Raw genomic sequence first — 23,626 nt, forward strand, 5'->3', positions numbered from 1 at the left:
CGGTGAGAAGAATTCCGGCACCGTCCCTGAATGAGCGATGCAAACGACGTGCTCGCGCCCCTGTTACATCGGGTCGAGGCAGGCGTCCTCCCACCCAGGGTGTGCCGGAATCCGACAGCTGGAGCACCTTTACGTCAGAGTGACGCTAACTCTAGTGTCGATTCATGTCCGACGATCGCTGGGTCGCTCCGAGGGTTCTTCTCGCGGTGGACCTCGTCATCCTCACGCTGCGCGGAGCCGTCCTCCAGGTCCTGCTCATCGAGCGCGGCGTCGAACCTCACCGCGGGGCGCTCGCGCTGCCCGGCGGCTTCCTCGGCCACGATGAGGAAGATCTGCTCGCCGCCGCCCACCGCGAACTCGCCGAGGAAACCGGCTTCGGTGCCGACCGGCCGCACCTCGAACAACTTGGCGTCTACGGGACACCTGGACGCGACCCGAGGGGCCGGGTGATCTCGGTCGCCTACCTGGCGATCGCGCCGGCGCTGCCGGAGCCCGTCGCCGGCAGCGACGCCTCTTCCGCCTATTGGAGGCCAGTGGACGAATCCCTCGCTGGCAACGTCCGGCTCGCCTTCGACCACCGGCGGATCCTCGCTGACGGGGTCGAACGGGCCCGGGAGAAGCTCGAACGCACCGCACTCGCCACCGCGTTCTGCGGACCGACGTTCACGATCGCCGACCTCCGCACCGTCTACGAGGCGGTATGGGGCGCACCCCTCGACCCCCGCAACTTCTACCGCAAGGTTCGCAGCGTGGACGGCTTCATCGTCCCGGTGGAGGCGACCCGACGGACGGACGGCGGCCGGCCGGCCCAACTGTTCCGCCCGGGCCCTCACACCACACTGCATCCCCCCATGGTCAGGCCTTCTGGACCGGACCCGGAAGACAAGGAGACGGCATGAGCACCAAAGATCGGCTCATCGTGATCCTCACGGCGCTCAATCTGGAGTACGAGGCGGTTTGCGAGCGGTTGTCCGACCTCACGGTGCACCGGCACGCTGCCGGGACCCGTTTCGAGGTCGGCCGGCTCGGCCGCGGAGGCTGCCGCGTCGCGCTGGCCTTGGTGGGCAAGGGCAACCACCCGTCCGCCGTCCTCGCGGAGCGCGCGATGGCCGAGTTCTCCCCGGCCGCCGTGCTCTTCGTAGGCGTCGCTGGAGGCCTGTGGCCGAACATCCGGCTCGGCGACGTGGTGGTGGCGAGCAAGGTCTACGCCTACCACGGCGGCACCAGCGAAAACGACGGGCTCAAGGCCCGGCCCAAGGCCTGGGAAATCCCGCACGAGGCCGACCAGATCGCCCACCACGTAGCACGCTCCGGGCGGTGGCGCGACGGGCTCACCGCCGAGCCACATCCCGCCACCGTCCACTTCGGTGCCATCGCGGCCGGTGAGGTAGTGCAGGACTCAGCGGTCTCGGAGCAGGCGCGGTGGATCCGCCAGCACTACAACGACGCGTTGGCGATCGAGATGGAGGCGGCGGGCGTCGCCCAGGCCGGGCACCTCAACCGCGCCCTGCCGGTTGTGGTGGTACGGGGCATCAGTGACCACGCCGACGGCACCAAGACGAGCAAAGACGAACAGAACTGGCAGCCCCGGGCGGCACGGCACGCCGCCGCGTTCGCCGCTGCACTGGCCCAGGAACTGGTGAAGAACCCCCCAACCCCCGCAACCAGTGACACCGACAGCGACAGGAGTGCGCCTGTGCGAATGACGAACCGGAACGTGGCCACCGGCAATGCCAGGGTGGGCATCCAGGCCGGGCAGATTCAGGGCGGCGTCGTCATCGGCGCCGGCGCCGATCGGCCGGCCGACCTGGCGGCGAGCCTCGGCGAGCTTCGGCGTGACCTGAAGCAGGCACACCGGGACGGCGGCCTCGACAACGACACCTACGAGGCTGCCGAAGCGGAGCTGGACACCGCCGCCGACTGCGTCCGGCAAGGGGCGGCCGGCAGCAGGAGCAGGCTGCTGCTCGCACTGCGGCGGCTGCGGGGCCTCGTCGGCGAGGTGGCCGAGTTGGCCGCACACCTCGCAGGCATCATCGCCGCGGTGAAGACGCTCCAGTGACGGCCGAAGCGGCGACGAACGTCGCGGACGGAGACGCGTACGTTGGCGTGCAGGCCGGGACTGTGCACGGCGGCATCAACTACTACACCCTGCCCCCCAATCCGACCCCGGAGCAGCAGTTCGAGGCTGGAGTGAAGTACCTCGACGCCCGGGTACGCGACGAGGCAGTGCGGCTGCTCGAACGCGCCGCCGCCGGTGGCCTCCAGACCACCGAAGTGCAGTTCTACAGGTTGATCGCCCTACTAAGCGGACGCACCCTGCGCCAACTCGGGGACGGTGACCTGGACCGTCTCACCGCCATCTGTGGCAGCCTGCTGCCGCTCGATGCCAACGAACCGTGGGCAGCCGGCGTGCAGGCTGTCCTTCGGCTGCTGACCCCGGTCAGCCCGGCCGAAGCAGAATTCGTCATCAAGGAGATCGACGCGCTGGGTGATCGACAGCGGGAGAGCGTCTACGGCCACCTCGAGGCACTGCTCGACGGCACGATCCAGAACGAGATGTGGCAACGGTCCGTTGCTCTGGCGGTATCACGGCGCACCAGCGACGACCGGGTCGACCGGGTATGGAAGTTCTTCCAACCCGTGCCCGCACAGCCCCGTACCCGGGAGGTGGCTCCCGCCGCCGTAACTGTGCGCAATTGGCTCCAGTTCGGTATCGCTGCGGCCTTCGCCGCGCTCTCCGTCGCCTCCCTGGTCGCGCTGGCCATGGCGACGGGACGACTCGGTCCCATCGCCGGCGCGCTCGTCGGCGTCGGCGGGCTCGCCGCCTACGGTGTCGGGGGCGCCGACCGCCACTACCGCTCGGCGCGCATGCACGCCAAGGAGGCACAGCTTCGCCCGCCCACCCAGCGCCGTCCCGAAGCGCCGACGGGCGGATTCGCGAGCAGGGTAGACCGCATGTTCAACCACTACTTCGCCCGATATGTACCGCGCGGCACCGATCGCGGGTACTGGCTCGACCAGACCGCGGGGATACGGCGGCAGCTGCGTGACGAGCTGGTGGAGATCTACCGGGAACAACGCGTCGGGGCCGACCGCATCGCCTGGTTGGTCCGGCACCTCGTCGGGAACGTCCGGAACCGGTGGGAGCGCGACACTCTCACGGCCCACCGGCAGGGGCTGCGCCTCCCCGTCCGCACACGCACCCTCCATCTCGGCGGCCTGGTACTGCTCACCGGTGGCGCCGTCATGGCCATGGCGGGCAGCATCACGCTTGATCCCCTGCACGCCACCGCGTGGCTCCTGCTGGCGGTGGCGTCGGCGGTGCCGGCCAAACGTGCCGGGTTTCGCATCATCGCCGAACGGCGCCGCGTATCCGACGATGAAGTGGAACGGCTGCTCCGGGACCAAGCCCAATGGGCGGCGTACCGCAAGTGGCAGGCGAAGCTGGCCGACAGCCCCTCTGACGCCGAGATGGCGGCCTGGCTGGAACACGACCGCAAGGTCCTCGTCGACCAGGCCATGAGGCAATTCCAACTGCATCCCAGCCAGGTCATCGCGCACGCATTCATCGAGGCACCCGGCCGCGCCTGCAAGCGGGCCCGCTACCCCCGTGGCCCCTGGCGATACTCCCGGTATCAACTCCTGCTCTTCTTGCTCACCCAGGATGGCGTTCGGCAGGTCGACATCGAACTGGACTTCGAGCTGGCCACGAGCCGGATCACTCAGCGCCTCAACTACCGCTTCGACGCCGTCGCCGCCGTACGGATCGAAGGGGTCGCCGGACAACAGCAGACCTTCAAGCTGACGCTCTTCAACGGCGATCCGGTTTCGGTGCAGGTGAGCGTGCCAGATGGCGAGACCGACCCACATGAGGATGACCCGACAAAGATCACCGAGCTGTCACAGGACGCGTCCGGACTCAGCCACACCCTGCACGTCCTGGAGGGAATCGCGGCTGAAGGCAAGCAGTGGGTGAGGCACCGCCGCCGCCGCGCCGATGAGAAAATTGCTAGCCTCGCAAATGCTATTCGGCACGTGAGCGACTGACGACGATTCGTCTCCGGGAATTGTGGCGGCCGCCGGTGCCCGATCGCCACGTTGTTCCTAACCAAGCTCGGCAAAGGTGACGTTGTCTGGACCGGCGCAAGCCTAGGTCTCGCCGCCACCAACACCAGCCACGATCACGTCGTGATGGGCTCACTCAGCTACCCTGGCGCGCACTCGCTGGCATCCATCGGCGAATATTGGTCGAACCCGTCCTCGCTGGTGCCGGAACTCGACGCCAGCACCCGGGGGAACACGAAAAGGCCCTGACCCGGTATCAAACCACCAGGTCAGGGCCTTGATCGTTGGTGCGCCGCCAGGGACTCGAACCCGACCCCGCGGATCAAGAGATCGCGGGGCCGGGGCGGGCCGATCTGGTTACGCGCCGCGCAGGGTGGCGCCGAGGCGCTCCGCCGCGACGGCGACCGCCGCGTCCCGCGCCGCCAGCGCCTCCTCGACGGTGAGCGTCCGGTCCGGCGCACGGAACGTCAGCTTGTACGCCAGCGACCGGCGACCGGCACCGAGCTGCGCGCCCGCGTACACGTCGAACAGCCGCACATCCTCCAGCAGCTCGCCGGCGCCCGCCTCCAGCGCCCGGCGCACCTGCTCGGCCGGCACCGAGTCGTCCAGCACCAACGCCACGTCGATAAGCGCCGGCGGGAAACCGGACACCGCCGGCGCGGGCGTCACCGGAGTCGACGGCAGCGCGTCGAGGTCCAGTTCCAGCGCGCAGGTGCGGCGGGGCAGCTCCAACGCCGCCACCACCGTCGGGTGCAGCTCGCCGGCGTGCCCGACGACCGCACCGTCGACGCGCAGCTCGGCGCACCGGCCGGGGTGCCAGGGCGCGTACTCGGCGGCACGCACCTCGACCCGCTCGTCGGGGATCCCGGCGGCGGCCAGCACGTCACGGGCCGACTCGATGGCGTCCGCCCAGCCGGCCGGTCGACCCGCGCCCCACCAGCCGGCCGGATCCAGGTCGCCGGCGAGCACCGCCGCGACGTGCACCGGCTGCGCCGGCACCACGGCGTCGGCGGCGGCGAACTCCGCGTCGGTCGGGCGGCGGTCCACGCCCATGGCGGGCGGGCTGCCGGCGCCGAGACGCGGGTGGAAGACCGCCCCGATCTCGTAGAGGGCGAGGTCGCGGTGACCACGGCCCAGGTTGCGCTTGAGGATGCCGAGCAGGGGGCCGAGCAGCGTGGTGCGCAGCAGCGGCTCCTCCTCGGACAGCGGATTGGCCAGCCGCACCGCGGGGCGGCGCGGATCGTCGGCCGGCAGGCCGAGCTGGTCGGCCAGCTCCGGCGACACGAAGGGGTGCGCGAGCACCTCCACGTACCCCCGCTCGGCAAGCGATCCGGCGACGGCCCGGCGGCGACGCTGGCGCGGGGTCAGACCGCGACCGGGCGGTGCGGTCGGCAGCACCGACGGCACCCTGTCGTACCCGTCGAGGCGGACGACCTCCTCGACCAGGTCGGCCGGGTCGGTCAGGTCGGGCCGCCAGGTCGGCGGGGTGACGCTCAGCACCGTCCCGACGCCGCTGGCCACGCCGACCGCGCCCGGGTCCTCGGACAGCCGGTCCGCGCCCTGCGCGACGGTGCAGCCGACCCGCTCCAGCAGTGCGACGACCCGCGCCGGCGGGTACTCGACGCCGACCCGCCGGGTCGGCAGGTCCGCCGGAAGACTGATCGGGGTACGCGGCCGGACGTGGTCGGTGTCCAGGATCTCCGTGCTCGGGGTGCCGCCTCCGTGCTCGGTGAGCAGCCGCACGGCACGCTCCAGCGCGACAAGCGCCACGGCCGGGTCCACGCCCCGCTCCCAGCGCTTCGCGGCCTCGCTGAACAGCTTGTGCCGGCGCGCGGTGCGCCCGACCATCGCCGGGTCCCAGTGCGCGGCCTCGAAGAGCACGTTGGTGGTCTTTCCGGTGTCGACCTCGCTGGTCTCGCCGCCCATCACCGCCGCGAGCGAGATCGGGCCAGTGTCATCGCAGATGACCATGTCGTCGGCGGTGAGCACCCGGTTGACGCCGTCCAGGGTGGTCAGCTTCTCCCCCGCCTCGGCGCGGCGGACCACCAGCGGCCCGGCGATCCGGTCGGCGTCGAAGGCGTGCATCGGCTGGCCCAGCTCCAGCATCACGTAGTTGGTGATGTCGACGGGCAGCGAGATGCTGCGGATGCCGGCGGTCACCAGCCGCTGGGCCATCCACGACGGCGTGGGCGCGGTCGGGTCGACGCCGCGGACCAGGCGCGCGGTGAACCTGTCGCAGCCGACCGTGTCGCGGACCTCCACCGGGTACGGCGGAGTCGCCGTGCCGGCCGGGGCGGGCGCCATCCCCGGGTCGCGCAGCGGCACGTCGAACGCGTGCGACAGCTCCCGGGCCAGGCCGCGCAGGCTCAGCGCGTACCCCCGGTCCGGGGTGATCTCCAAATCGAACACGACGTCGTCGAGGCCGACCACCGGGCGCGCGTCGTCGCCGGGCTTCGCCGTCACGTCCGACCCCAGCACGATGATGCCGGAGTGATCGTCGCTCAGGCCCAGCTCCTTCGCCGAGCAGATCATGCCCGCCGAGTTGTGCCCGTACGTCTTGCGGGCGCCGATCGCGAAGCCACCGGGCAGCACACCGCCGGGCAGGACCACCACCACCCGGTCGCCGACGGCGAAGTTGCGCGCCCCGCAGACGATCTCCTGCGGCTCGCCGGTGCCGTTGGCGGCACCCACGTCGACCCGGCAGAACCGGATCGGCTTCTTGAAGCCGGTGAGCTCCTCGATCTCGCGGACCTCACCGACGACGAGCTGACCGGTGACACTCGCGCGCAGGTCCACAATGGATTCGACCTCGATGCCGAGGTCGACCAGGGCCTGCTCCAGGTCACCGGTGGGCAGGTCGGCGGGGAGGTCGACGTACTCCCGCAGCCAACTGACAGAAACTCGCATGACGTCAGACCACCGTTCCCGTGTCTCGTACCCGCATCGCCTACGCCCCGGTGGAGAGCGCGCGGCTGAACCGCACGTCGCCCTCGAAGAGATGGCGGATGTCGCTGACCCCGTGTCGGACCATCAGGGTCCGGTCGATGCCCATGCCGAAGGCGAATCCGGAGTAGACCTCCGGGTCGACGCCGCAGGCGCGCAGCACCCGGGGGTTGACCATGCCGCAGCCACCCCACTCGACCCACTGTGGGCCGTCGCGGTGCTCCGGGAACCACACGTCGAACTCGGCCGACGGCTCGGTGAACGGGAAGTAGTGCGGCCGCCACCGGGTCTTCGCCTCCGGGCCGAACATCGCCCGGGCGAAGTGGTCCAGCGTGCCCCGCAGGTGCGCCATCGTGATGCCCTTGTCGACCACCAGGCCCTCGGCCTGGTGGAACACCGGGCTGTGGGTGGCGTCGATCTCGTCGGTGCGGTAGACGCGGCCCGGCACGATCACGTAGATCGGCGGCTTGCGGCTGAGCATCGTGCGGGTCTGCACCGTCGAGGTGTGCGTTCGTAGAACAAGACCCGAGCCCTCCGGTGCGATGTGGAAGGTGTCCATCAACCCGCGCGCCGGGTGGTCGGCGGGGATGTTCAACGCGTCGAAGTTGACCCACTCCAGGTCGACCTCGGGTCCCTCGGCCACCTCGTAGCCCATCCCGACGAAGAGGTCGCTTATCGACTCCATCAGGGTGCTCAGCGGGTGCCGGGCGCCACGTGGACGCCTGTCGTAGGGCAGGGTGACGTCCACCCGCTCCTCGACCAGCACCCGCTCGGCCTGCTCGCGCTCCAGCACCTCGGCGCGGTCGGCGTACGCGGTCTCGATCGCCCGTCGGGCCTCGTTGACCCGCTTGCCGGCGTCGGACTTGGCGGCCGGCGGCAACGCGCCGATCTCCCGGCGCGCGAGGGAGACCGGGGAGCGGTCACCGAGGTGCGCGGGGCGTAGCGCGGTCAACGCGTCCGGGTCGGCGGCGGCCGTGAACGCCTTCGTGGCGTCCGCGACGGCCTCGTCCAGGGCGGCGGGGTCGAGCAGGGCGACCTGCTTCGGGTCGTACGGATCGTTTCGGTAGCTCATGGCGTACGGGCACTCCCTCACGGCGGCGCCAGCCCTCACCGGGGCGGCTAGGCGAGTCTACGGACGCGCGGCTGTGCCGCAGCCCGCCGGTAGGAGTTGCGCAGGGAGCAGGTCAGGCCCGCCGCCCGCCGACACCGGCGGGCTGGCTAAACGAACGCCTTGTCGCGTTCATGGGCGGATGCTCTCCCCTGCTGTCGGTCGCGCCGGGCACGATCACCCTCAGCGCTGTGCTCTCGCTGAAGCGTACAGGCAGACCGCGGCGGCGGCAGCCAGGTTGAGGCTCTCCGCGCGCCCGTACAGGGGCACCCGCACCCGGGCGTCGGCGGCGGCTGTCAACTCCTCGGGCAGGCCGTGCGCCTCGGAGCCGAACAGCCACGCGGTGGGCGCGACGAGCCGGCCGTAGTCGGTCATGTCGTCCAGGTCGTCGTCGCCGTACCCCGTCGTGGCGAAGATCGACAGCCCGGCGGCCCGCAGCGCGTCGACCACCGCGACCGGGTCGGCGGCGCGCACCACGTCGACGTGGAAGAGACTGCCGGCCGAGGCCCGGACACACTTGCCGTTGTACGGGTCGACGGCGTCCCCGGCGAAGATCACCGCGCCCGCCCCGGCCGCGTCGGCGGTGCGCAGCACCGTGCCGGCGTTGCCCGGGTCGCGGATCTCGGTGAGCACCGCCACCAGCCGGGGCCCGCCCGCGAGGGCCTGCTCCAGCGACACGTCCAGGTGCCGGCAGACGGCGACCAGCCCCTGTGGGGCGACGGTCTCGGCCAACGCGGCGACGGCATCGTCGGTCACCTCGGAGACCGGCACGTCGGCGCGGGCCGCCGTGGCGGCCAGCTCCGGATACCGGTCGAGGGCGGCGGGCGTACCGAACAGTTCGGTGACCACCCCCGGCCGCGCGAGGGCCTCGCGGACCGCCTGCGGCCCCTCGGCCAGGAACCGGCCGGTCGCGTCGCGGTCCCGGCGGCGCTGCAACCGGCGGGCGGCGACAATCCTGGGGGTACGCGGGGTGAAGGCCATGGTGGGTGTTCCTCCGGCACGATCGAGGCGCCCCCCGGACGGCGGTGCCGACACGGGAGACGCCTCGCTCTGGTGCGGGGGGATCAGGCGGCCTGGGCCGCCGCGCCGCCGGTGCCCTCGGCCGCGACCGCGGCCCGGGCCAGCTCGACGATCGCCGCGAAAGAGGCGGCGTCGTTGACAGCCATGTCGGCGAGGATCTTGCGGTCCACCTCGATGCCGGCCAGACGCAGGCCCTGGATCAGACGGTTGTAGGTCATCCCGTTGGCCCGGGCGCCCGCGTTGATCCGCTGGATCCACAGCTGCCGGAAGTCGCCCTTGCGGTCACGACGGTCCCGGTAGGCGTACTGCATCGAGTGCAGCACCTGCTCCTTGGCCTTGCGGTACAGGCGGGAGCGCTGACCACGGTAACCACTCGCGGTCTCCAGCAGGGTACGACGCTTCTTCTGGGCGTTTACAGCCCGCTTGACGCGTGCCATCTCAACTCCTTCTTACGTAAAGGTGGCGCGCGTCAGCGGCCGAGCAGCTTCTTGATGCGCTTGACGTCGGCCTTGGCCAGCACGACCGTGCCGGTCAGCCGGCGGGTCTGGGTGGAGGGCTTCTTCTCCAGGTTGTGGCGGAGGCCGGCCTGCTGGGCAACGATCTTGCCCTTGCCGGTCACCTTGACCCGCTTACCCATACCCGTGTGGCTCTTCATCTTCGGCATGTGGAACGTCTCTCCCCTGTTACTCGCCGCTGGTGTCGGCGGCGGTGCCACCGTCAACGGCTGCTGCGGTCTCGCCGGCCGCCGCGGTCTCATCGGTGACCGGCGCGGACTCGTCCGCCCCCCGGTCCCGAGGTGCACCGCGGGACGCCGTAGCGGCGACCGCGGAGGCCTTGACGGCCCGATGCGGAGCGAGAACCATGATCATGTTTCGACCGTCCTGCTTCGGAGCGGCCTCGACGTATCCCAGGTCCGTGATCTCGGATTCGAGCCGGCGCAGGAGCCGGTAACCCAGCTCCGGGCGGCTCTGCTCGCGACCGCGGAACATGATCGTCACCTTGACCTTGTCGCCCGCCTTGAGGAACCGCACCACGTGACCCTTCTTGGTCTCGTAGTCGTGCGGGTCGATCTTCGGACGGAGCTTCATTTCCTTGATGACGGTCTGCTGCTGATTACGCCGCGCTTCGCGCGCCTTGAGTGCGCTCTCGTACTTGAACTTGCCGAAGTCCATGAGCTTGCACACCGGCGGGCGCGCCATCGGCGCAACCTCGACCAGGTCCAGATCGACGTCCGCGGCCAGCTGAAGGGCGCGCTCCAGCGGGACGATGCCCACCTGCTCACCCTCGGGGCCGACCAGTCGGACCTCACGTGCCCGGATCTGCTCGTTCACGCGTGGTTCGACGCTGATGGGGCCTCCTCGAGTCGTTTCTGCTCAGTCGCCGACCCCTGCGGCTCCCGGGTGGGAACCGACCCGAAAAGCAGAAGGCCCCGGCGCATGCCAGGGCCCGCTCGACCGGTCGGCGTGATCACAGGATCACACGTCCGGGACCGGGGCGTGCCCGGAACCGGTGACCGGACCCGGCCACCGTGGCGGCGACTCGGGTGGGAGCAGGCGCTCCGCTTTCGAGGCTGTCTGCTCGCATGCGGAGACAGCCTGGTCGACTCCATAACGATACCCCATGGCCCGACCGCCCCCCAAACCGGACACGGCGGCGCCGGTGGCGCGGCGGGTCAGCGGTCGACGGCGCGTTCGGCGAGGCGGGCCAGGTGGGCTTCGTGCAGCCGGCGCAGGGCGCGGACCCCGTCGACGGCCAACTCCTTGTCGGCGGCCTGCAGGGCGACCATCGGCAGCAGGTCGTCGTCGTGCAGCTCCAGGCTGGCCCACGGCGCGCCCCGGTCGAAGCGGACACCCCGGACGACCTCCCAGGGCAGCTCGTACGAGCTGATGACGTTGCGGACGCGGACGCCGCGCGCGTCCGCCTCCACGCGCGGGCGGGTGAACAGCAGGAAACCCAGCGCCCCGAAGATGCCCAGGCCGATCATGGCGATCTGGTCGCCGCGCTGGAAGCTGCCGTAACCGTCGCCGGTCGACCCGCTCAGCGAGGTGGCGACCAGGGCGAACACCACCACCAGCACGACCGCCGCCGACCAGCACACCACCCGGATCCGGCGGGGCTTGAGGCGGACCAGCTCGGTTTCACTCACCCCACCAGTCTGCCATCCGCACCCGGCCGGCAGCCGCACCACCCGCCGAGCCACCACCCGCCGTCGATGCCGGCACCGCGCGGATGATCCACCCGAGCTCGGCGAAACGGGGGTGCCCCTGGCGCGCGGACACCCCCGTTTCAGCGAACCCGAGTTGATTCAGGGGTCAGAGGCGGCAGGCGTGGATGTTGGTGACCAGGATGGCGCGGGCGCCCAGGTCGTACAGCTCGTCCATGATCCGGTGCACGTCGTCGCGGAGCACCATGGCCTGCACGGCCACCCAGCCCTCGCGGTGCAGCGGCGACACGGTGGGCGACTCGATGCCGGGGGTCAGCCCGCTGGCCCGGTCCAGCAGACCGGCCGGCACGTCGTAGGCGAGCATCACGTAGCGGCGGGCCACCAGCACGCCGTGCAGGCGGCGCAGCAACTGCTCGGCCTGCGCGTGCGGCGGCGCGCCGGCGCGGCGGACCAGCACCGCCGACGAGCGCAGCAGCGGCTCGCCGAACACCACCAGGCCCGCCTGACGCAGGGTCGCGCCCGTCTCCACCACGTCCGCGATCACGTCGGCGACACCGAGGCGTACGGCGTTCTCCACGGCACCGTCGAGGCGGATCACCTCGGCCTTGACGCCCGCCTCGTCGAGGTGCCGTTCGACCAGCCCGGGATACGCCGTGGCGATCCGGTGCCCGCCCAACTCCTGCACGGAGGCGATGTCGTCGGGGCGGGCGGCGAAGCGGAAGGTGGCCCGACCGAAGGCGAGGTCGACGACCTCCTCGGCGGGTGCGGCCGAGTCGATCAGCAGGTCCCGACCGGTGATGCCGAGGTCGAGGTCACCGGACCCGACGTAGGTGGCGATGTCCTTGGGACGCAGGTAGAAGAATTCGACGTCGTTGGCCTCGTCGCGGCAGACGAGATCCTTGGGGTCGGTGCGCTGGCGGTAGCCCGCCTCGCGCAGCATCTGGGCGGCCGGCTCGGCCAGGGTGCCCTTGTTGGGGATGGCGACACGCAACATGACTGAGTGCTCCTTCGATCGGGTCTGATCAACGACGGGGCGCACTCACAGATGTCGGTAGACGTCCTTCAGTTCGAGACCACTGGCGAGCATCAGCACCTGGACCTGGTAGAGCAGCTGGGAGATCTCCTCGGCGGTGCGCTGCGGCCCCTCGTGCTCGGCGGCCATCCACGACTCGGCCGCCTCCTCGACGACCTTCTTGCCGATGAAGTGCACGCCCTTCTCCAGCGCGGCGACGGTGCCCGAGCCCGGGGTGCCGGCAGCGGCCTTGGCCTGCAGCTCGGCGAACAACTCCTCGAACGTCTTCACGGGGAACGATTCTTCCAGCCGCCGGGCCGGCGCCCCGAGTCCGGGTCCACCCCGACCCAGCAGGCGGACAATTCCCTACCGACATGGTGGGAAAATCTTCGATCGACGCCCATGGAGCTTTACGCTGTCCGCCATGGCCAGCCGCTCACGTCTTTTCGCGCTCACCCTCGCCGGTGTCGTCGTCGCCGCCACCGGATGCGCGCCCCAGAAGGAGTCACCGACCCCCACCGTCACCGCCCCGCCGCCCTGCGCCAAGGACAGCCTGCCCACCCGTACGCCGGGCAAGCTCACCATCGCCACCGACCAGCCGGCCTACGAGCCGTGGTTCCGCAAGGACAAGCCGGACAGCGGCGAGGGCTTCGAGGCCGCCGTCGCGTACGCGGTGGCCGAGAAGCTGGGCTACGCCCGGAGCGACGTCACCTGGACCCGGGTCAAGTTCGACACCGCGATCGCGCCCGGTCCGAAGAACTTCGACTTCGACATCAACCAGTTCTCCGTCACCGAGGAGCGCAAGCAGGCGGTGGACTTCTCCGCCCCGTACTACCTGGTGCGCCAGACCGTCATCGCGCTGAAGTCCTCGAAGATCGCCGGCAAGACGTCTCTGGCGGACCTGCGCGGCGCAAAGCTCGGCGCCCAGGTCGGCACGACCAGCTACCAGGCGATCACGGACGTCCTCAAGCCCACCGCGAAGCCGCAGGTCTACAACAGCAACGACGACGCCAAGAAGGCCCTGCAGAACGGGCAGATCGACGGGCTCGTGGTGGACCTGCCGACCGCCTTCTACATCACCGGCGCGGAGATCACCGATGCGGTGATCGTCGGTCAGGTCCCGCAGGTGGGCGTGCCCGAGGCGTTCGGGCTGCTGCTGGACAAGAACTCACCGCTGACCCGCTGCGTGAGCGGCGCGGTCGGTCAGCTCAGCGAGGCCGGCACGCTGACCGAGCTGGAGCGGAAGTGGCTCACGCAGGTGGCGGGGGCGGCCGAGCTGCGGTGACGCCGCAGGAGCACACCCCCTCCGCGGCGCAGCTCCGTCGGTCGGCGTACCGGCGTCGGCAGAGCGTCCACAGCGTGCTGATCGCGGCCTTCTCCACGGCGGCGCTCGGCACGCTGCTGGTCGTCGCCGTGACCGGCGCGCCGGGCTGGGACCGGGTCCGGCAGTCGTTCCTGGACCCGCGGATCGGCGCCGACGCGCTGCCGGCGGTGCTGGACGGGCTCTGGCTCAACGTCCGGCTGCTGGTCTGCTGCGCGGCCGGGGCGCTGCTGCTCGGGCTGGCGATCGCCGTGCTGCGGACACTGCGCGGCCCGGTCTTCTTCCCGGTGCGGGCGCTGGCCGCCGGCTACACGTACACCTTCCGGGGCCTGCCACTGATCATCGTGCTCTACCTGCTCACCCTCGGCGTGCCGGGGCTGCGCCTGCAGGGCATGCCGTCGGTGCTGGTGCTCGGCGGGCTCGCGCTGGTGCTCACCTACGGTGGCTATCTGGCCGAGGTGTTCCGGGCCGGCATCGAGTCGGTGCACCCCAGCCAGCTCGCCGCGGCCCGCTCGCTGGGCCTGACCTACCGGCAGACGATGCGGCACGTGGTGTTGCCGCAGGCCGTCCGCCGGGTGGCGCCGCCGCTGCTCAACGACGTGGTGGCCCTGCAGAAGGACGTCGGGCTGGTCTCGCTCGCCGGGCCGATCGACGCGGTCCGCGCCGCCCAGATCGCCACCGCCCAGTCGTTCAACTACACCCCGTACGTCGTGGCCGGGGCGCTGTTCGTGCTGCTCGCGATTCCGCTGATCGCGGTCACCGACTGGGTGACGCTGCGCTCGGCCCGGCGCCAGTCGGGAGGCTGACCATGGCTCTGCTGCGCTGCCGGGATCTGCGCAAGGAGTTCGCCGGCCAGGTCGTGCTGGACCGGCTCGACCTGACTGTCGACGAGCACCGGGTGGTGGCCCTGATCGGGGCGTCCGGGTCGGGCAAGTCCACGCTGCTGCGCTGCGTGAACCTGCTGGAGGAGGTGGACGACGGCACCATCGAGCTGGACGGGGAGGACATCTCCGACCCCCGGGTCGACGCCGACCGGGTGCGCCGGCGGATCGGCATGGTCTTCCAGGCGTACAACCTGTTTCCGCACCTGAGCGTGTTGGACAACATCACCCTCGCGCCCCGGCGGGTGCACCGGCGGGCCCGCGCCGAGGCCGAGGCGCAGGCCCGCGAACTGCTCGACCGGGTGGGGCTGGGGGCGAAGGCGCACGCCTTCCCGGACGGGCTCTCCGGCGGGCAGCAGCAGCGGGTGGCGATCGTCCGGGCAATGGCGAACTCGCCCCGACTGATGCTGCTCGACGAGGTCACCTCGGCCCTGGACCCGGAGCTCGTCGGCGAGGTGCTGACGATGATCCGGGACCTGAAGGCCGACGGGATGACCATGGTGCTGGCCACCCACGAAATGGGTTTCGCCCGGGAGGTCGCCGACGAGGTGTGCTTCCTCGACGCGGGGCGCGTCGTCGAGAGCGGCCCACCGGAGCAGGTGCTCGGCGAGCCGACGCAGGCGAGAACCCGTCAGTTCCTGCGCCGGATCATCGAGGCCGGCAGACTCTGAGGCCGGCGGACCCCCGGCCGGCTGGCACCCAAGGCGGCCGACACCTCAGCGGAGCGGCCGGCGGCGGCGTCAGCCGCCGAAGCCGACCCGCTGCGCGTTGCCGGCGGCCACGGTCCGGACGGCAAGCGCCGCGTCGAGCGCCGCCACGGTCGCCGCCCAGCCCTTGTCCTCCGCCGAGCCGGGCAGCCCGGCCCGGTCCCGGGCCTGCTCGATGGTCTCCACGGTGAGCACCCCGTGCGCCACCGGCTTGCCCTCGTCCAGCGCCACCCGGGTCAGCCCGTCGGTGACCGACCGGCACACGTAGTCGAAGTGGGCGGTGGCGCCCCGCACGACCACGCCGAGCGCGACCACCACGTCGCAGCGGCGCGCGAGGGCCTGGGCGACGACCGGCAGCTCGACGGAGCCGGCGACGCGCGCCACCACGGACCGGGCACCGCACGCCTCGGCGGCGGCGACCGCGCGCTCCAGCATGTGGTCTGTCAGGTCGCCGTGCCAGCGCGCGGCCACCACCCCGACGGTCAGCCCCGCGGCGTCGACCGCCTCGACTCCCGGCTCGCCGAAACCCGCCATTGTCATGCTCCGATCTCGTCGTCGGCGACCGGACGCCCCAGCGGCGCCTCGGACACCTCGTCCAACTCGTCCAGCAGGTGACCCATCCGGTCCCGCTTGGTGCGCAGGTAGCGCAGATTCTCCGGGTGCGCGCCGGCCGGCAGGCTCTCACGGCCGGTGATGGTGAGCCCGTAGCCCTCCAACCCGGCCCGCTTGGCCGGGTTGTTGGTCAGCAGCCGCATCGAGCGCACCCCGAGGTCGTAGAGGATCTGCGCGCCGGTGCCGTAGTCGCGGGCGTCGGCCGGCAGACCCAGGTCGAGGTTGGCGTCCACAGTGTCGCGACCCTGGTCCTGCAACTGGTACGCCTGCAGCTTGTGCAGCAGGCCGATGCCGCGTCCCTCGTGCCCGCGGACGTAGAGCACCACGCCCCGGCCCTCGCGGGCGACCCGGGCCAGCGCGGCGTCCAGCTGTGGCCCGCAGTCGCAGCGCAGCGAGCCGAACACGTCGCCGGTCAGGCACTCGGAGTGGACCCGGACCAGGACGTCCTGACCGTCACCGAGGTCACCGAGCACCATGGCGACGTGCTCGGCCGGGTCGTGCTCGGCGCGGTAGCCGAGCGCCCGGAACACCCCGTGCCGCGTCGGCATCCGGGCGTCGGCGACCAACTCGACCTGCTTCTCGGTACGCCGCCGGTGGGCGATCAGGTCGGCGATGGTGATCAGCGTGAGGCCGTGCTCGGCGGCGAACTTCTCCAGTTCCGGCAGCCGCATCATGGTGCCGTCGTCGTTGATCAGCTCGCAGAGCACGCCCGCTGGGCGCAGCCCGGCGAGCCGGGTCAGGTCGATCGCCGCCTCGGTGTGCCCGGGTCGGCGCAGGACTCCGCCCTCGCGGGCGCGCAGCGGCACCACATGCCCGGGCCGGGCCAGGTCGGTCGGGTCGGTGGCGGCTGCCGCGAGCAGACGGATGGTGTGCGCGCGGTCGGCCGCGGAGATGCCGGTGCTGATCCCCTCCCGGGCGTCCACGGTCACCGTGTACGCGGTGCCCCGCCGGTCCTGGTTGGTGTGGTGCATCGGCGGCAGGTCGAGCCGGTCGGCCTCGCTCTCGGTCAGCGGCACGCAGACGTACCCGGACGTGTAGCGCACCATGAACGCGAGCAGCTCCGGCGTGGCCAGCTCGGCCGCGAAGATCAGGTCGCCCTCGTTCTCCCGGTCGGCGTCGTCGACCACGACGACCGGCCGCCCGGCCGCGATCTCGGCGATCGCCTCGTCGATATCCCCGAAACTGGTCACGCGACAGCCTCCGTGTAGGTGGGCGGGAGTGCGGCGGCCGGGCGGGTGGCACGCGAGGTGCGCCACCAGGCGGCGAAGCCCCAGGCGCAGAAGGCGCCGTAGACCAGGTACATGGCCGCCGACGGGTAGAACCCGCCGCGCAGCAGCAGCGGCACGCCGACCGCGTCCACCGCGATCCACACCAGCCAGAACTCGACCCAGCCGCGGGCCATGCCGTAGGTGGCCAGCAGACTGCCGGTGAGGATCCAGGCGTCCGGCAGCGGACCCCAGGAGCCCAGCGCCTTGAGCACCGGGTACGCGGCGGCGGTGCCGACCACTGCGGCCAGCAGCAGCGTCAGCCGCTCCCGGCCGGTGGCCCAGCGCGGCAGCACCGCGGCGTGGCCCGCGTCGGCGCGGCTGTTGCGTCGCCACCGCCACCAGCCGTAGACGCTTACCGCGAAGAAGAACACCTGCCGGCCGGCCTGTCCGTACAGGTCGTGAGCCTGCGGGGTGGCGAACACCCCGCCGAGGAAGACGGTGAACAGCAGCGCGTTGCCGATCATGCCGACGGGCCACGCCCAGACCAGCCGGCGCAGCCCGAGCAGCGCCGAGACCAGCCCGAACACGTTGCCGACGATCTCCCGGGCCAGCACCGGCGAGCCGAACACCTGCACCTGTGCGTCGAGCAGCCAGCCGAGGGGGCCCATCAGGCCACCTCGCCCGTGCTCGGGGACGCCGGGGACGCCCCGGACGCCTCGTCGGCGAGCCGGGCGCCGAGCAGCCGCTCGACGTACTTGGCCAGCACGTCGACCTCCAGGTTGACCGGGTCGCCGACGCCCTTCGCGCCGAGCGTGGTCAGCTTCAGGGTGGTCGGGATCAGCCCGACGGCGAACTCGTCCGCGCCCACCTCCGCCACGGTCAGCGACACGCCGTCGATGGTGATCGAGCCCTTCTCCACCACGTACCGGGCCAGGGTGGCGGGCAGCCGGAACCGCACCGTCTCCCACTGCTCGGCCGGTTCCCGGGAGATCAGTTCGCCGACGCCGTCGACGTGGCCCTGCACGAGGTGACCGCCGAGGCGGCTGCCCAGCGCGGCGGCCCGCTCCAGGTTGACCGGGTCGCCGGGGCGCAGCGCGCCCAGCGCGGAGCGGCGCAGGGTCTCGCCCATGACGTCGGCGGTGAAGACTCCGTCGGCCGCGTCCACCACGGTCAGGCAGACGCCGTTGACGGCGATGGAGTCGCCGTGGCGGGCGTCCGAGGTGACCAACGGGCCGCGTACGGCGACAAGCGCCGAATCGCCCGCCGTGGCCGTGACCCGGACGATCTCCCCCAACTCCTCGACAATGCCGGTGAACATGTCAGCCCTCCCTTTTGCGGGGCAAAGCGGTGATCCGGAGATCCGGACCGACCTGCGTAACGTCGACGAACTCCAGATCGATGGCCTCGGCGATGGTCGTCACTCCCGCGTCGACCAGGGCCGTGGGGCCGGCGCCGAGCAGCCGGGGCGCGACGTACCCGACGATCTTGTCGACCAGGCCGGCGGCCAGGAACGCGCCGGCCAGCCGGGGGCCGCCCTCCAGCAGCACCGCGCGGACCCCGCGCTGGTGCAGCGCCGCGAGCAGCGCCGGCAGGTCCACCCGGCCGTCCGGGTCCGCGCCCACCTCCGCGGCGGTCGCGATCCAGGTCCGCGCGGCGCCGTCGCGGACCCGGGCGTCGGTCGGGGTACGCCCCGAGCTGTCCACCACCACCCGCAGCGGCTGCCGGATGGCCAGGCTGCCGTCGCGCAGGTTACGGGCGGTCAACCGGGGATCGTCGGCGAGTACGGTGCCCACCCCGGCGACGACCGCGTCGACGGTGCCGCGCAGCGCGTGCACGTCGATCCGGGCCGCCTCCGAGGTGATCCACATGCTGGTGCCGTCCGCGGCGGCAGACCGGCCGTCGACAGTGGCGGCGTACTTCCAGATGACGTACGGCCAGCCCCGGCGCATCGAGGTCAACCACGCGACGTTGCCGGCCTCGGCCTCGTCGCCGCGTACCCCCAGATCCACCTGGACCCCCGCGGAGCGCAACGTGGCGGCGCCGCCGGAGGCCACCGGGTTCGGGTCGGGGACGGCGATGACGACGCGGGACACCCCGGCCTGGACGAGCGCGGTGCTGCAGGGGCCGGTGCGACCGGTGTGGTCGCAGGGTTCGAGAGTGACGACTGCGGTGCCGCCCTCGGCGCGCGGCCCGGCCTGGGCCAGCGCCACGATCTCGGCGTGCGGCCCGCCGGCGTACGCGTGGAAACCCTCCCCCACGACCTCGCCGTCGGCGTCGAGCAGCACGCACCCGACCACCGGGTTGGGGCTGGTGGTGCCCAGTCCGCGCGCCGCCAGCTCGATCGCACGCCGCATCGCCTCATCGACGGAGACGCTGGCCATCGCCCTGTCCTGCCCTCTCACTCGCCGGTCCGCGCGCGGGCGGTCAGGGAGGCGGCATGGGCCGCGGGCAGGCGGCGGCGGATTCCGGGTACGGCGCAGCCGACCCGGATGGGCGGCACGGCACGCTGACGCCAGCGGCCGGCTCGAACCCGTCCGTCCCGCGCGCTGTCTCCCATCCGGACTGTCTGGGGGCGGACGAACCGCCTCCAACCGTCGGCCCCGGATTTTCACCAGGTCCACCGGCCGGCCGAAGCCGTCCGGGTCGCGGGCTGACCACGGTTGGACCGTGGATCACCGCCGGTTCGGAATTTCACCGAGTCCCGCCAGCGCGTGGTGGGTACCTCGCAGTCTTACACGCTTCCGAGGCTCCGACACCTCCGAGGCGAGCTACTTCACAGCGGGATCACGCGTCAGGTGACGCCGCGCCGCCGGTCCACCGCCACGTACGAGCCCGGTTGACTCTTGGCGACCGTCTTCATCTCCGAGGCCACCGCGATCGCCTCGAGAGGGTCGGTGAACCGCTTGCCGGCGTCGGAGAGGGAGACACCGATGGACAGCGTGACCAGGGCGGCCCGGCGGATGGTGCCGCGCCGGTCCTTCAACTCGACGAACCCGCGCTCGCGGTCGGTCGGGTCGTAGAGCGTGTCGGCGGCCTTCTCGAAGTCGACCACCGCCCGGGAGGTCAGCGGGCGGACCTGGTCCGGCGCGCAGACGATGACGAAGTCGTCGCCGCCGACGTGACCGAGGAAGGCCGGCGGCAGACCCACCGCCACCACCGCCCGGTGCAGGCTGCGGGCCAGCGCGGAGATGAAGTCGTCGCCCCGCACGAAGCCGTACCGGTCGTTGACGCTCTTGAACCGGTCGATGTCGATGTAGCCGACCGCGTAGTCCACCCCCTGCCGGACCCGGTCGCTGATCTCCCGACGGATCCGACTGTTGCCGGGCAGCCCGGTCAGCGGGGAGACCTCCCGGAACTCCTTGTTACGCCGCAGCGTCGAGGAGACCCGGGCCACCAGCTCGGCGGTGTCGAACGGCTTGACCAGGTAGTCGTCGGCGCCGGCGCTGAGGCCGTGGACCTTGTCCACGGTCATCCCCTTCGCCGTCAACATGATCACCGGCAGGGCGGAGGTCATCGGGTCGGCGCGCAGCCGTCGGGTCAGCTCCAGACCGTCGACGCGGGGCATCATGAGGTCGACCACGGCCAGGTCCGGCCGCTGCCGCTCGATGACCTCCAGGGCCTCCTGGCCGTCACTGGCGTGAATCACCTCGAAGCCGTGCAGCCGCAGGTTGAACTCGACGAAGCGGGCGATGTCCTCGTCGTCGTCGACGACGAGGATGATGTCCTTGCGGTCGCCCTCGGGCTCCACCTCAGGCCCCGGGCGCCGCGCGCTCCGCCAGCGCCCGTAGGCGCCGGACCGCCTCCGCCGGGTCGGCGGCGCCGTAGACGGCGGTCCCGGCCACGAACGCGTCGGCCCCGGCGGCGGCCGCCTGCTCGATGGTGTCGGCGGCGATCCCGCCGTCCACCTCGATGCGCAGCTCCAGGTGGCCGGCGTCGACGTGTCGGCGGGCGGCGCGGACCTTGTCCAGCATCTGCGGAATGAACCGCTGCCCGCCGAAGCCCGCCTTGATCGTCATGATCAGCAGGGTGTCGAAGCTGGGCAGCAGCTCCAGGTACGGCTCGATCGGCGTGTCCCGGTCGATCGCCAGCCCGGCCTTCGCGCCGGCCGAGCGCAGGTCCTTCGCGAGCGCCACCGGGTCGTCGGCCGCCTCGGCGTGGAACGTGACGTTGTACGCCCCGGCGTCGGCGTACCCGGGGGCCCACCGACGCGGGTCCGTGATCATCAGGTGCACGTCGAACGGCATCGCGGTGGCGGCGCGCAGGCTCTGCACCACGGGCAGACCGATGGTCAGGTTGGGCACGAAATGGTTGTCCATCACGTCCACGTGCAACCAGTCCGCGGCGTCCTCGACGGCACGGACCTCTTCGGCGAGGCGGGCGAAATCGGCGGCCAGGATGCTCGGCGCGACGATCGGCGGCGGTACGGTCACGGGGCCAGTGTACGAACGTGCTCACCCGCCGACCGCAGCACAGCACCAACTCCGACACGCTGTAACCCAGCAGTGACCAGTAGTGCAGAATAAGCCGGTCCGGGCCCCCGATTCCGGACGAACAGACATCAGTGGCTGGCCGATCGACCCAAACGCGACGACACTCCAAGCGGGACAGTGCCGTAGGCTGCACGCCCGCCGGGGTCGCGCCGCGGGGCGCGGTGACCGGTCGCCAGCTCCCGGGAGGGCGGACGATGCGACGGTGGCTTCCAGCGCTGGCGCTGGTCGGCATCACGACGATGCTGCTGGCCGGCTGTGCGCCGGCGCGAGGCGCGGACGGTGATCTCACCGACGACTGGCCGCAGCTGCGGGTTCCGAAACCGTTCACACCCGCCACCGACACCTGCCTGCCCCGGATCACCTCGATCGTGCAGGCCAGCACCTACGAGACGGTGGACTGCGCCCGCAGTCACCTCGCCGAGGCGATCCACGTCGGCACGTTCACCGGCGCGGCAGCGCGGGCCGGCGCCCGCCCCGGGCCCGGCTCGACCGCGCTGCGCGCGGCCCGCTCCGAGTGCGACCAGCGGGCCCGGGAGGTGCTCGGCGGCGACTGGCACACGGCCCGGCTCACTCTGACGCTGTCGCTGCCCTCCGGCTCGGCCTGGACCGGCGGCGCCCGCTGGTTCCGCTGCGACCTCAGCGAGACCGGCAGCATCGACAACACCCGGCCGGTGAACCGCGTCGGCAGCCTGCGCGGCGCGTTGATCGGCGACACCCCGCTGACCCACGGCTGTTTCGACCCCAAGCTGATCGGCGACAACCTCAACTACATGGCCCCGGTGCTGTGCACCGAGCCGCACCGCGCCGAGTTCGTCGGGGTCTACGAGGAGCGGGACATGAGCTGGGGCGAGTTCACCCGCGCGGGCGACCAGGCGCACCGGCGCTGCATGACGTTGATCGCCGCGTACGCGGCCGTGCCGAACAACAGCGACATGCCGTACCGGGCCGGGTCCATCTACTACCCACCGTCGCAGCGGGAGTGGGAGGAGGGTGACCGTGGGGTGCGCTGTTTCCTGTGGAGCGACGACCGCAAACTCACCCGTTCGATGCGCGGCGCCGGCCCCGAGGGACTGCCCGCGATCTGAGTCACGGTGCCGTATGCTGCTGCGCCGTGACGGTACCGGCCGGCTGGGGGTCGATCGGAGGTCACCGGTGGCGGGAGGTCGGAGATGCGACGGTGGTTGACGGCGATTGCCGGGGGCGCGGCGGTGGCCCTGGCGCTCACCGGCTGTGGCGCGCCCGCCGGAGTCGACAGTGACCTGGTCGACGACTGGCCGGCGCCCGTGGCGGCGCAGCAGTTCGTCCCCACCGCAGGCGTCTGCCACCACGCCTACCAGCAGGTCGGCTTCCTGAGCGGCTACAACCCCATGGAGTGCGGCGAGTCGCACCGGGTGGAGACCCTCCACGTCGGCACGCTCACCGGCCCCGGCGCGGAGCGCGGCACACCCCCGCCGCCCGGCTCGGAGGGCATGCGGGCCGCGCAGGCCGGCTGCCAGACGGAGGTCAACAAGGCGGTCGGCGCCGACTGGCGCTCCGGGCGCCTCGGGCTGGCCGTCGTGCTGCCCTCGCCTGCCGCCTGGGCCGGCGGGGCCCGCTGGTTCCGCTGCGACGTCACCGAGATCACCAGCATCGACGACACCGCCGTCGACCTGCGCACCGGCAGCCTGCGGGGCGCGCTGACCGGTGCGGCGCCGCTGGCGTACCGCTGCTTCAACCCGAAGCTGAACAAGGACAAGATCGAGGAGATGGTGGCGGTGTCCTGCACCGCCAAGCACCACGCCGAGTTCGTCGGGATCTGGCAGGCACCGGACATCAGCTACGCGGAATTCAACCGCACCACCAAGCGCACCCACCGGGCGTGCCAGTCGGTGACCGCCAGGTACGCCAAGGTGCCGGACAACTCCCAGCTCGACTTCCGCGCCGGGACGATCTACTACCAGCCGTACGAGCAGGAGTGGCGCAACGGCAACCGTGGCGTGCAGTGCTTCCTGTGGATCAGCGACCGGAACCTGACCCGTTCGATGCGCAACGCCGGCACCAAGGGCCTCCCCGTCACCTGATCCCGGCCGACACGACCGCACCCGGCCGCCTCGGC

25 protein-coding genes and 1 riboswitch are annotated in these 23,626 nt (G+C 71.8%); of the genes, 9 read left to right on the plus strand and 16 right to left on the minus strand.

Going from position 1 to position 23,626, the window contains the following annotated elements; translation table 11 throughout:
* Nucleotides 1–164: 164 nt before the first annotated feature.
* The 4 genes from ACGFIE_RS29850 to ACGFIE_RS29865 are packed head-to-tail and all read left to right on the plus strand — an operon-like array spanning nt 165 to nt 4,314.
* Nucleotides 165–899 (plus strand): NUDIX domain-containing protein, encoded by a 735-nt coding sequence (locus ACGFIE_RS29850; RefSeq protein ID WP_393300843.1) that lies wholly within the window; start codon nt 165–167, stop codon nt 897–899.
* Complete coding sequence (locus ACGFIE_RS29855) at nt 896–2,059, plus strand: purine phosphorylase (protein ID WP_393300846.1); 1,164 nt, start codon at nt 896–898, stop codon at nt 2,057–2,059. Before ACGFIE_RS29850 ends, ACGFIE_RS29855 begins: the two co-directional genes overlap by 4 nt.
* Nucleotides 2,056–4,047, plus strand: coding sequence for a hypothetical protein (locus ACGFIE_RS29860; RefSeq protein WP_393300849.1), 1,992 nt, complete (start codon nt 2,056–2,058; stop codon nt 4,045–4,047). The genes ACGFIE_RS29855 and ACGFIE_RS29860 overlap by 4 nt, the downstream gene beginning before the upstream one ends.
* Nucleotides 4,048–4,098: 51 nt before the next feature.
* Nucleotides 4,099–4,314 (plus strand): hypothetical protein, encoded by a 216-nt coding sequence (locus ACGFIE_RS29865; protein ID WP_393300852.1) that lies wholly within the window; start codon nt 4,099–4,101, stop codon nt 4,312–4,314.
* Between the two features lie 108 nt (nt 4,315–4,422).
* On the opposite strand, the gene pheT is transcribed toward ACGFIE_RS29865, so the two are convergent.
* The 9 genes from pheT to ACGFIE_RS29910 form a co-directional block, all read right to left on the minus strand.
* Nucleotides 4,423–6,972, minus strand: coding sequence for a phenylalanine--tRNA ligase subunit beta (gene pheT, locus ACGFIE_RS29870; RefSeq protein ID WP_393300855.1), 2,550 nt, complete (start codon nt 6,970–6,972; stop codon nt 4,423–4,425).
* A 40-nt stretch (nt 6,973–7,012) separates the two neighbouring features.
* Entirely contained in the window at nt 7,013–8,080 is a 1,068-nt protein-coding gene (gene pheS, locus ACGFIE_RS29875; protein ID WP_363686851.1) for a phenylalanine--tRNA ligase subunit alpha, read from the minus strand.
* 219 nt (nt 8,081–8,299) lie between these two features.
* A complete protein-coding gene (locus ACGFIE_RS29880; RefSeq protein WP_393300858.1) occupies nt 8,300–9,097 on the minus strand; it encodes a TrmH family RNA methyltransferase in 798 nt (265 codons plus the stop codon).
* Nucleotides 9,098–9,180: 83 nt separating this feature from the next.
* Nucleotides 9,181–9,573, minus strand: coding sequence for a 50S ribosomal protein L20 (gene rplT, locus ACGFIE_RS29885; protein ID WP_091087503.1), 393 nt, complete (start codon nt 9,571–9,573; stop codon nt 9,181–9,183).
* A 32-nt stretch (nt 9,574–9,605) separates the two neighbouring features.
* Nucleotides 9,606–9,800, minus strand: a complete 195-nt coding sequence (gene rpmI, locus ACGFIE_RS29890) for a 50S ribosomal protein L35 (RefSeq protein ID WP_007458415.1) — start codon at nt 9,798–9,800, stop codon at nt 9,606–9,608.
* A gap of 19 nt (nt 9,801–9,819) precedes the next feature.
* Nucleotides 9,820–10,467, minus strand: coding sequence for a translation initiation factor IF-3 (gene infC, locus ACGFIE_RS29895; protein WP_363686855.1), 648 nt, complete (start codon nt 10,465–10,467; stop codon nt 9,820–9,822).
* A gap of 341 nt (nt 10,468–10,808) precedes the next feature.
* A complete protein-coding gene (locus ACGFIE_RS29900) occupies nt 10,809–11,282 on the minus strand; it encodes a PH domain-containing protein (RefSeq protein WP_363686857.1) in 474 nt (157 codons plus the stop codon).
* 166 nt (nt 11,283–11,448) lie between these two features.
* Complete coding sequence (hisG, locus tag ACGFIE_RS29905) at nt 11,449–12,294, minus strand: ATP phosphoribosyltransferase (RefSeq protein WP_007458410.1); 846 nt, start codon at nt 12,292–12,294, stop codon at nt 11,449–11,451.
* Nucleotides 12,295–12,339: 45 nt separating this feature from the next.
* Nucleotides 12,340–12,603, minus strand: a complete 264-nt coding sequence (locus ACGFIE_RS29910) for a phosphoribosyl-ATP diphosphatase (RefSeq protein ID WP_007458408.1) — start codon at nt 12,601–12,603, stop codon at nt 12,340–12,342.
* 133 nt (nt 12,604–12,736) lie between these two features.
* Here ACGFIE_RS29910 and ACGFIE_RS29915 point away from each other — a divergent pair, with 133 nt between their 5' ends.
* Genes ACGFIE_RS29915 through ACGFIE_RS29925 form a run of 3 tightly spaced genes read left to right on the plus strand, consistent with a single transcriptional unit; the run spans nt 12,737 to nt 15,185 of the window.
* Nucleotides 12,737–13,597, plus strand: coding sequence for a transporter substrate-binding domain-containing protein (locus ACGFIE_RS29915; protein ID WP_393300864.1), 861 nt, complete (start codon nt 12,737–12,739; stop codon nt 13,595–13,597).
* Nucleotides 13,594–14,439, plus strand: a complete 846-nt coding sequence (locus ACGFIE_RS29920; RefSeq protein ID WP_393300867.1) for an amino acid ABC transporter permease — start codon at nt 13,594–13,596, stop codon at nt 14,437–14,439. The genes ACGFIE_RS29915 and ACGFIE_RS29920 overlap by 4 nt, the downstream gene beginning before the upstream one ends.
* 2 nt (nt 14,440–14,441) lie before the next feature.
* Nucleotides 14,442–15,185 (plus strand): amino acid ABC transporter ATP-binding protein, encoded by a 744-nt coding sequence (locus tag ACGFIE_RS29925; RefSeq protein ID WP_393300870.1) that lies wholly within the window; start codon nt 14,442–14,444, stop codon nt 15,183–15,185.
* 69 nt (nt 15,186–15,254) lie between these two features.
* On the opposite strand, the gene ribH is transcribed toward ACGFIE_RS29925, so the two are convergent.
* The 7 genes from ribH to rpe form a co-directional block, all read right to left on the minus strand.
* Complete coding sequence (gene ribH, locus ACGFIE_RS29930; protein WP_234589790.1) at nt 15,255–15,755, minus strand: 6,7-dimethyl-8-ribityllumazine synthase; 501 nt, start codon at nt 15,753–15,755, stop codon at nt 15,255–15,257.
* 2 nt (nt 15,756–15,757) lie between these two features.
* The gene (locus ACGFIE_RS29935) at nt 15,758–17,023 is read right to left on the minus strand and encodes a bifunctional 3,4-dihydroxy-2-butanone-4-phosphate synthase/GTP cyclohydrolase II (RefSeq protein WP_393300873.1); all 1,266 of its coding nucleotides are present in this window, start codon (nt 17,021–17,023) and stop codon (nt 15,758–15,760) included.
* On the minus strand, nt 17,020–17,709 hold the full coding sequence (gene pnuC, locus ACGFIE_RS29940) for a nicotinamide riboside transporter PnuC (RefSeq protein WP_393300876.1): 690 nt from the start codon (nt 17,707–17,709) through the stop codon (nt 17,020–17,022). The genes ACGFIE_RS29935 and pnuC overlap by 4 nt, the downstream gene beginning before the upstream one ends.
* On the minus strand, nt 17,709–18,359 hold the full coding sequence (locus ACGFIE_RS29945; protein ID WP_393300879.1) for a riboflavin synthase: 651 nt from the start codon (nt 18,357–18,359) through the stop codon (nt 17,709–17,711). The genes pnuC and ACGFIE_RS29945 overlap by 1 nt, the downstream gene beginning before the upstream one ends.
* 1 nt (nt 18,360) lies before the next feature.
* On the minus strand, nt 18,361–19,422 hold the full coding sequence (gene ribD, locus ACGFIE_RS29950; protein WP_363686871.1) for a bifunctional diaminohydroxyphosphoribosylaminopyrimidine deaminase/5-amino-6-(5-phosphoribosylamino)uracil reductase RibD: 1,062 nt from the start codon (nt 19,420–19,422) through the stop codon (nt 18,361–18,363).
* Nucleotides 19,423–19,582: 160 nt separating this feature from the next.
* Nucleotides 19,583–19,754: riboswitch (FMN riboswitch) on the minus strand.
* 78 nt (nt 19,755–19,832) lie between these two features.
* Entirely contained in the window at nt 19,833–20,789 is a 957-nt protein-coding gene (locus tag ACGFIE_RS29955; protein ID WP_363686873.1) for a response regulator, read from the minus strand.
* Nucleotide 20,790: 1 nt separating this feature from the next.
* Nucleotides 20,791–21,471: a ribulose-phosphate 3-epimerase gene (gene rpe, locus ACGFIE_RS29960; RefSeq protein ID WP_393300882.1), complete on the minus strand. Its 681-nt coding sequence runs from the start codon at nt 21,469–21,471 to the stop codon at nt 20,791–20,793.
* A gap of 254 nt (nt 21,472–21,725) precedes the next feature.
* Here rpe and ACGFIE_RS29965 point away from each other — a divergent pair, with 254 nt between their 5' ends.
* The gene (locus tag ACGFIE_RS29965) at nt 21,726–22,616 is read left to right on the plus strand and encodes a septum formation family protein (RefSeq protein WP_393300885.1); all 891 of its coding nucleotides are present in this window, start codon (nt 21,726–21,728) and stop codon (nt 22,614–22,616) included.
* An 84-nt stretch (nt 22,617–22,700) separates the two neighbouring features.
* Nucleotides 22,701–23,591, plus strand: coding sequence for a septum formation family protein (locus ACGFIE_RS29970; RefSeq protein ID WP_393300887.1), 891 nt, complete (start codon nt 22,701–22,703; stop codon nt 23,589–23,591).
* Nucleotides 23,592–23,626 lie beyond the last annotated feature (35 nt).

Source organism: Micromonospora sp. NPDC049275, from assembly GCF_043197115.1.
Lineage (GTDB): Bacteria > Actinomycetota > Actinomycetes > Mycobacteriales > Micromonosporaceae > Micromonospora.

Bases quoted from the DNA above. Each gene is read 5' to 3' on its own strand.
- ACGFIE_RS29970 (WP_393300887.1), top strand. From the start codon at position 22,701: ATGCGACGGTGGTTGACGGCGATTGCCGGGGGCGCGGCGGTGGCCCTG.
- ACGFIE_RS29850 (WP_393300843.1), top strand. From the start codon at position 165: ATGTCCGACGATCGCTGGGTCGCTCCGAGGGTTCTTCTCGCGGTGGAC.
- ACGFIE_RS29965 (WP_393300885.1), top strand. From the start codon at position 21,726: ATGCGACGGTGGCTTCCAGCGCTGGCGCTGGTCGGCATCACGACGATG.
- ACGFIE_RS29945 (WP_393300879.1), bottom strand. From the start codon at position 18,359: ATGTTCACCGGCATTGTCGAGGAGTTGGGGGAGATCGTCCGGGTCACG.
- rpmI (WP_007458415.1), bottom strand. From the start codon at position 9,800: ATGCCGAAGATGAAGAGCCACACGGGTATGGGTAAGCGGGTCAAGGTG.
- pnuC (WP_393300876.1), bottom strand. From the start codon at position 17,709: ATGGGCCCCCTCGGCTGGCTGCTCGACGCACAGGTGCAGGTGTTCGGC.
- ACGFIE_RS29880 (WP_393300858.1), bottom strand. From the start codon at position 9,097: ATGGCCTTCACCCCGCGTACCCCCAGGATTGTCGCCGCCCGCCGGTTG.
- pheS (WP_363686851.1), bottom strand. From the start codon at position 8,080: ATGAGCTACCGAAACGATCCGTACGACCCGAAGCAGGTCGCCCTGCTC.
- rplT (WP_091087503.1), bottom strand. From the start codon at position 9,573: ATGGCACGCGTCAAGCGGGCTGTAAACGCCCAGAAGAAGCGTCGTACC.
- ACGFIE_RS29855 (WP_393300846.1), top strand. From the start codon at position 896: ATGAGCACCAAAGATCGGCTCATCGTGATCCTCACGGCGCTCAATCTG.
- ribD (WP_363686871.1), bottom strand. From the start codon at position 19,422: ATGGCCAGCGTCTCCGTCGATGAGGCGATGCGGCGTGCGATCGAGCTG.
- ACGFIE_RS29915 (WP_393300864.1), top strand. From the start codon at position 12,737: ATGGCCAGCCGCTCACGTCTTTTCGCGCTCACCCTCGCCGGTGTCGTC.
- pheT (WP_393300855.1), bottom strand. From the start codon at position 6,972: ATGCGAGTTTCTGTCAGTTGGCTGCGGGAGTACGTCGACCTCCCCGCC.
- hisG (WP_007458410.1), bottom strand. From the start codon at position 12,294: ATGTTGCGTGTCGCCATCCCCAACAAGGGCACCCTGGCCGAGCCGGCC.
- ribH (WP_234589790.1), bottom strand. From the start codon at position 15,755: ATGGCGGGTTTCGGCGAGCCGGGAGTCGAGGCGGTCGACGCCGCGGGG.
- ACGFIE_RS29925 (WP_393300870.1), top strand. From the start codon at position 14,442: ATGGCTCTGCTGCGCTGCCGGGATCTGCGCAAGGAGTTCGCCGGCCAG.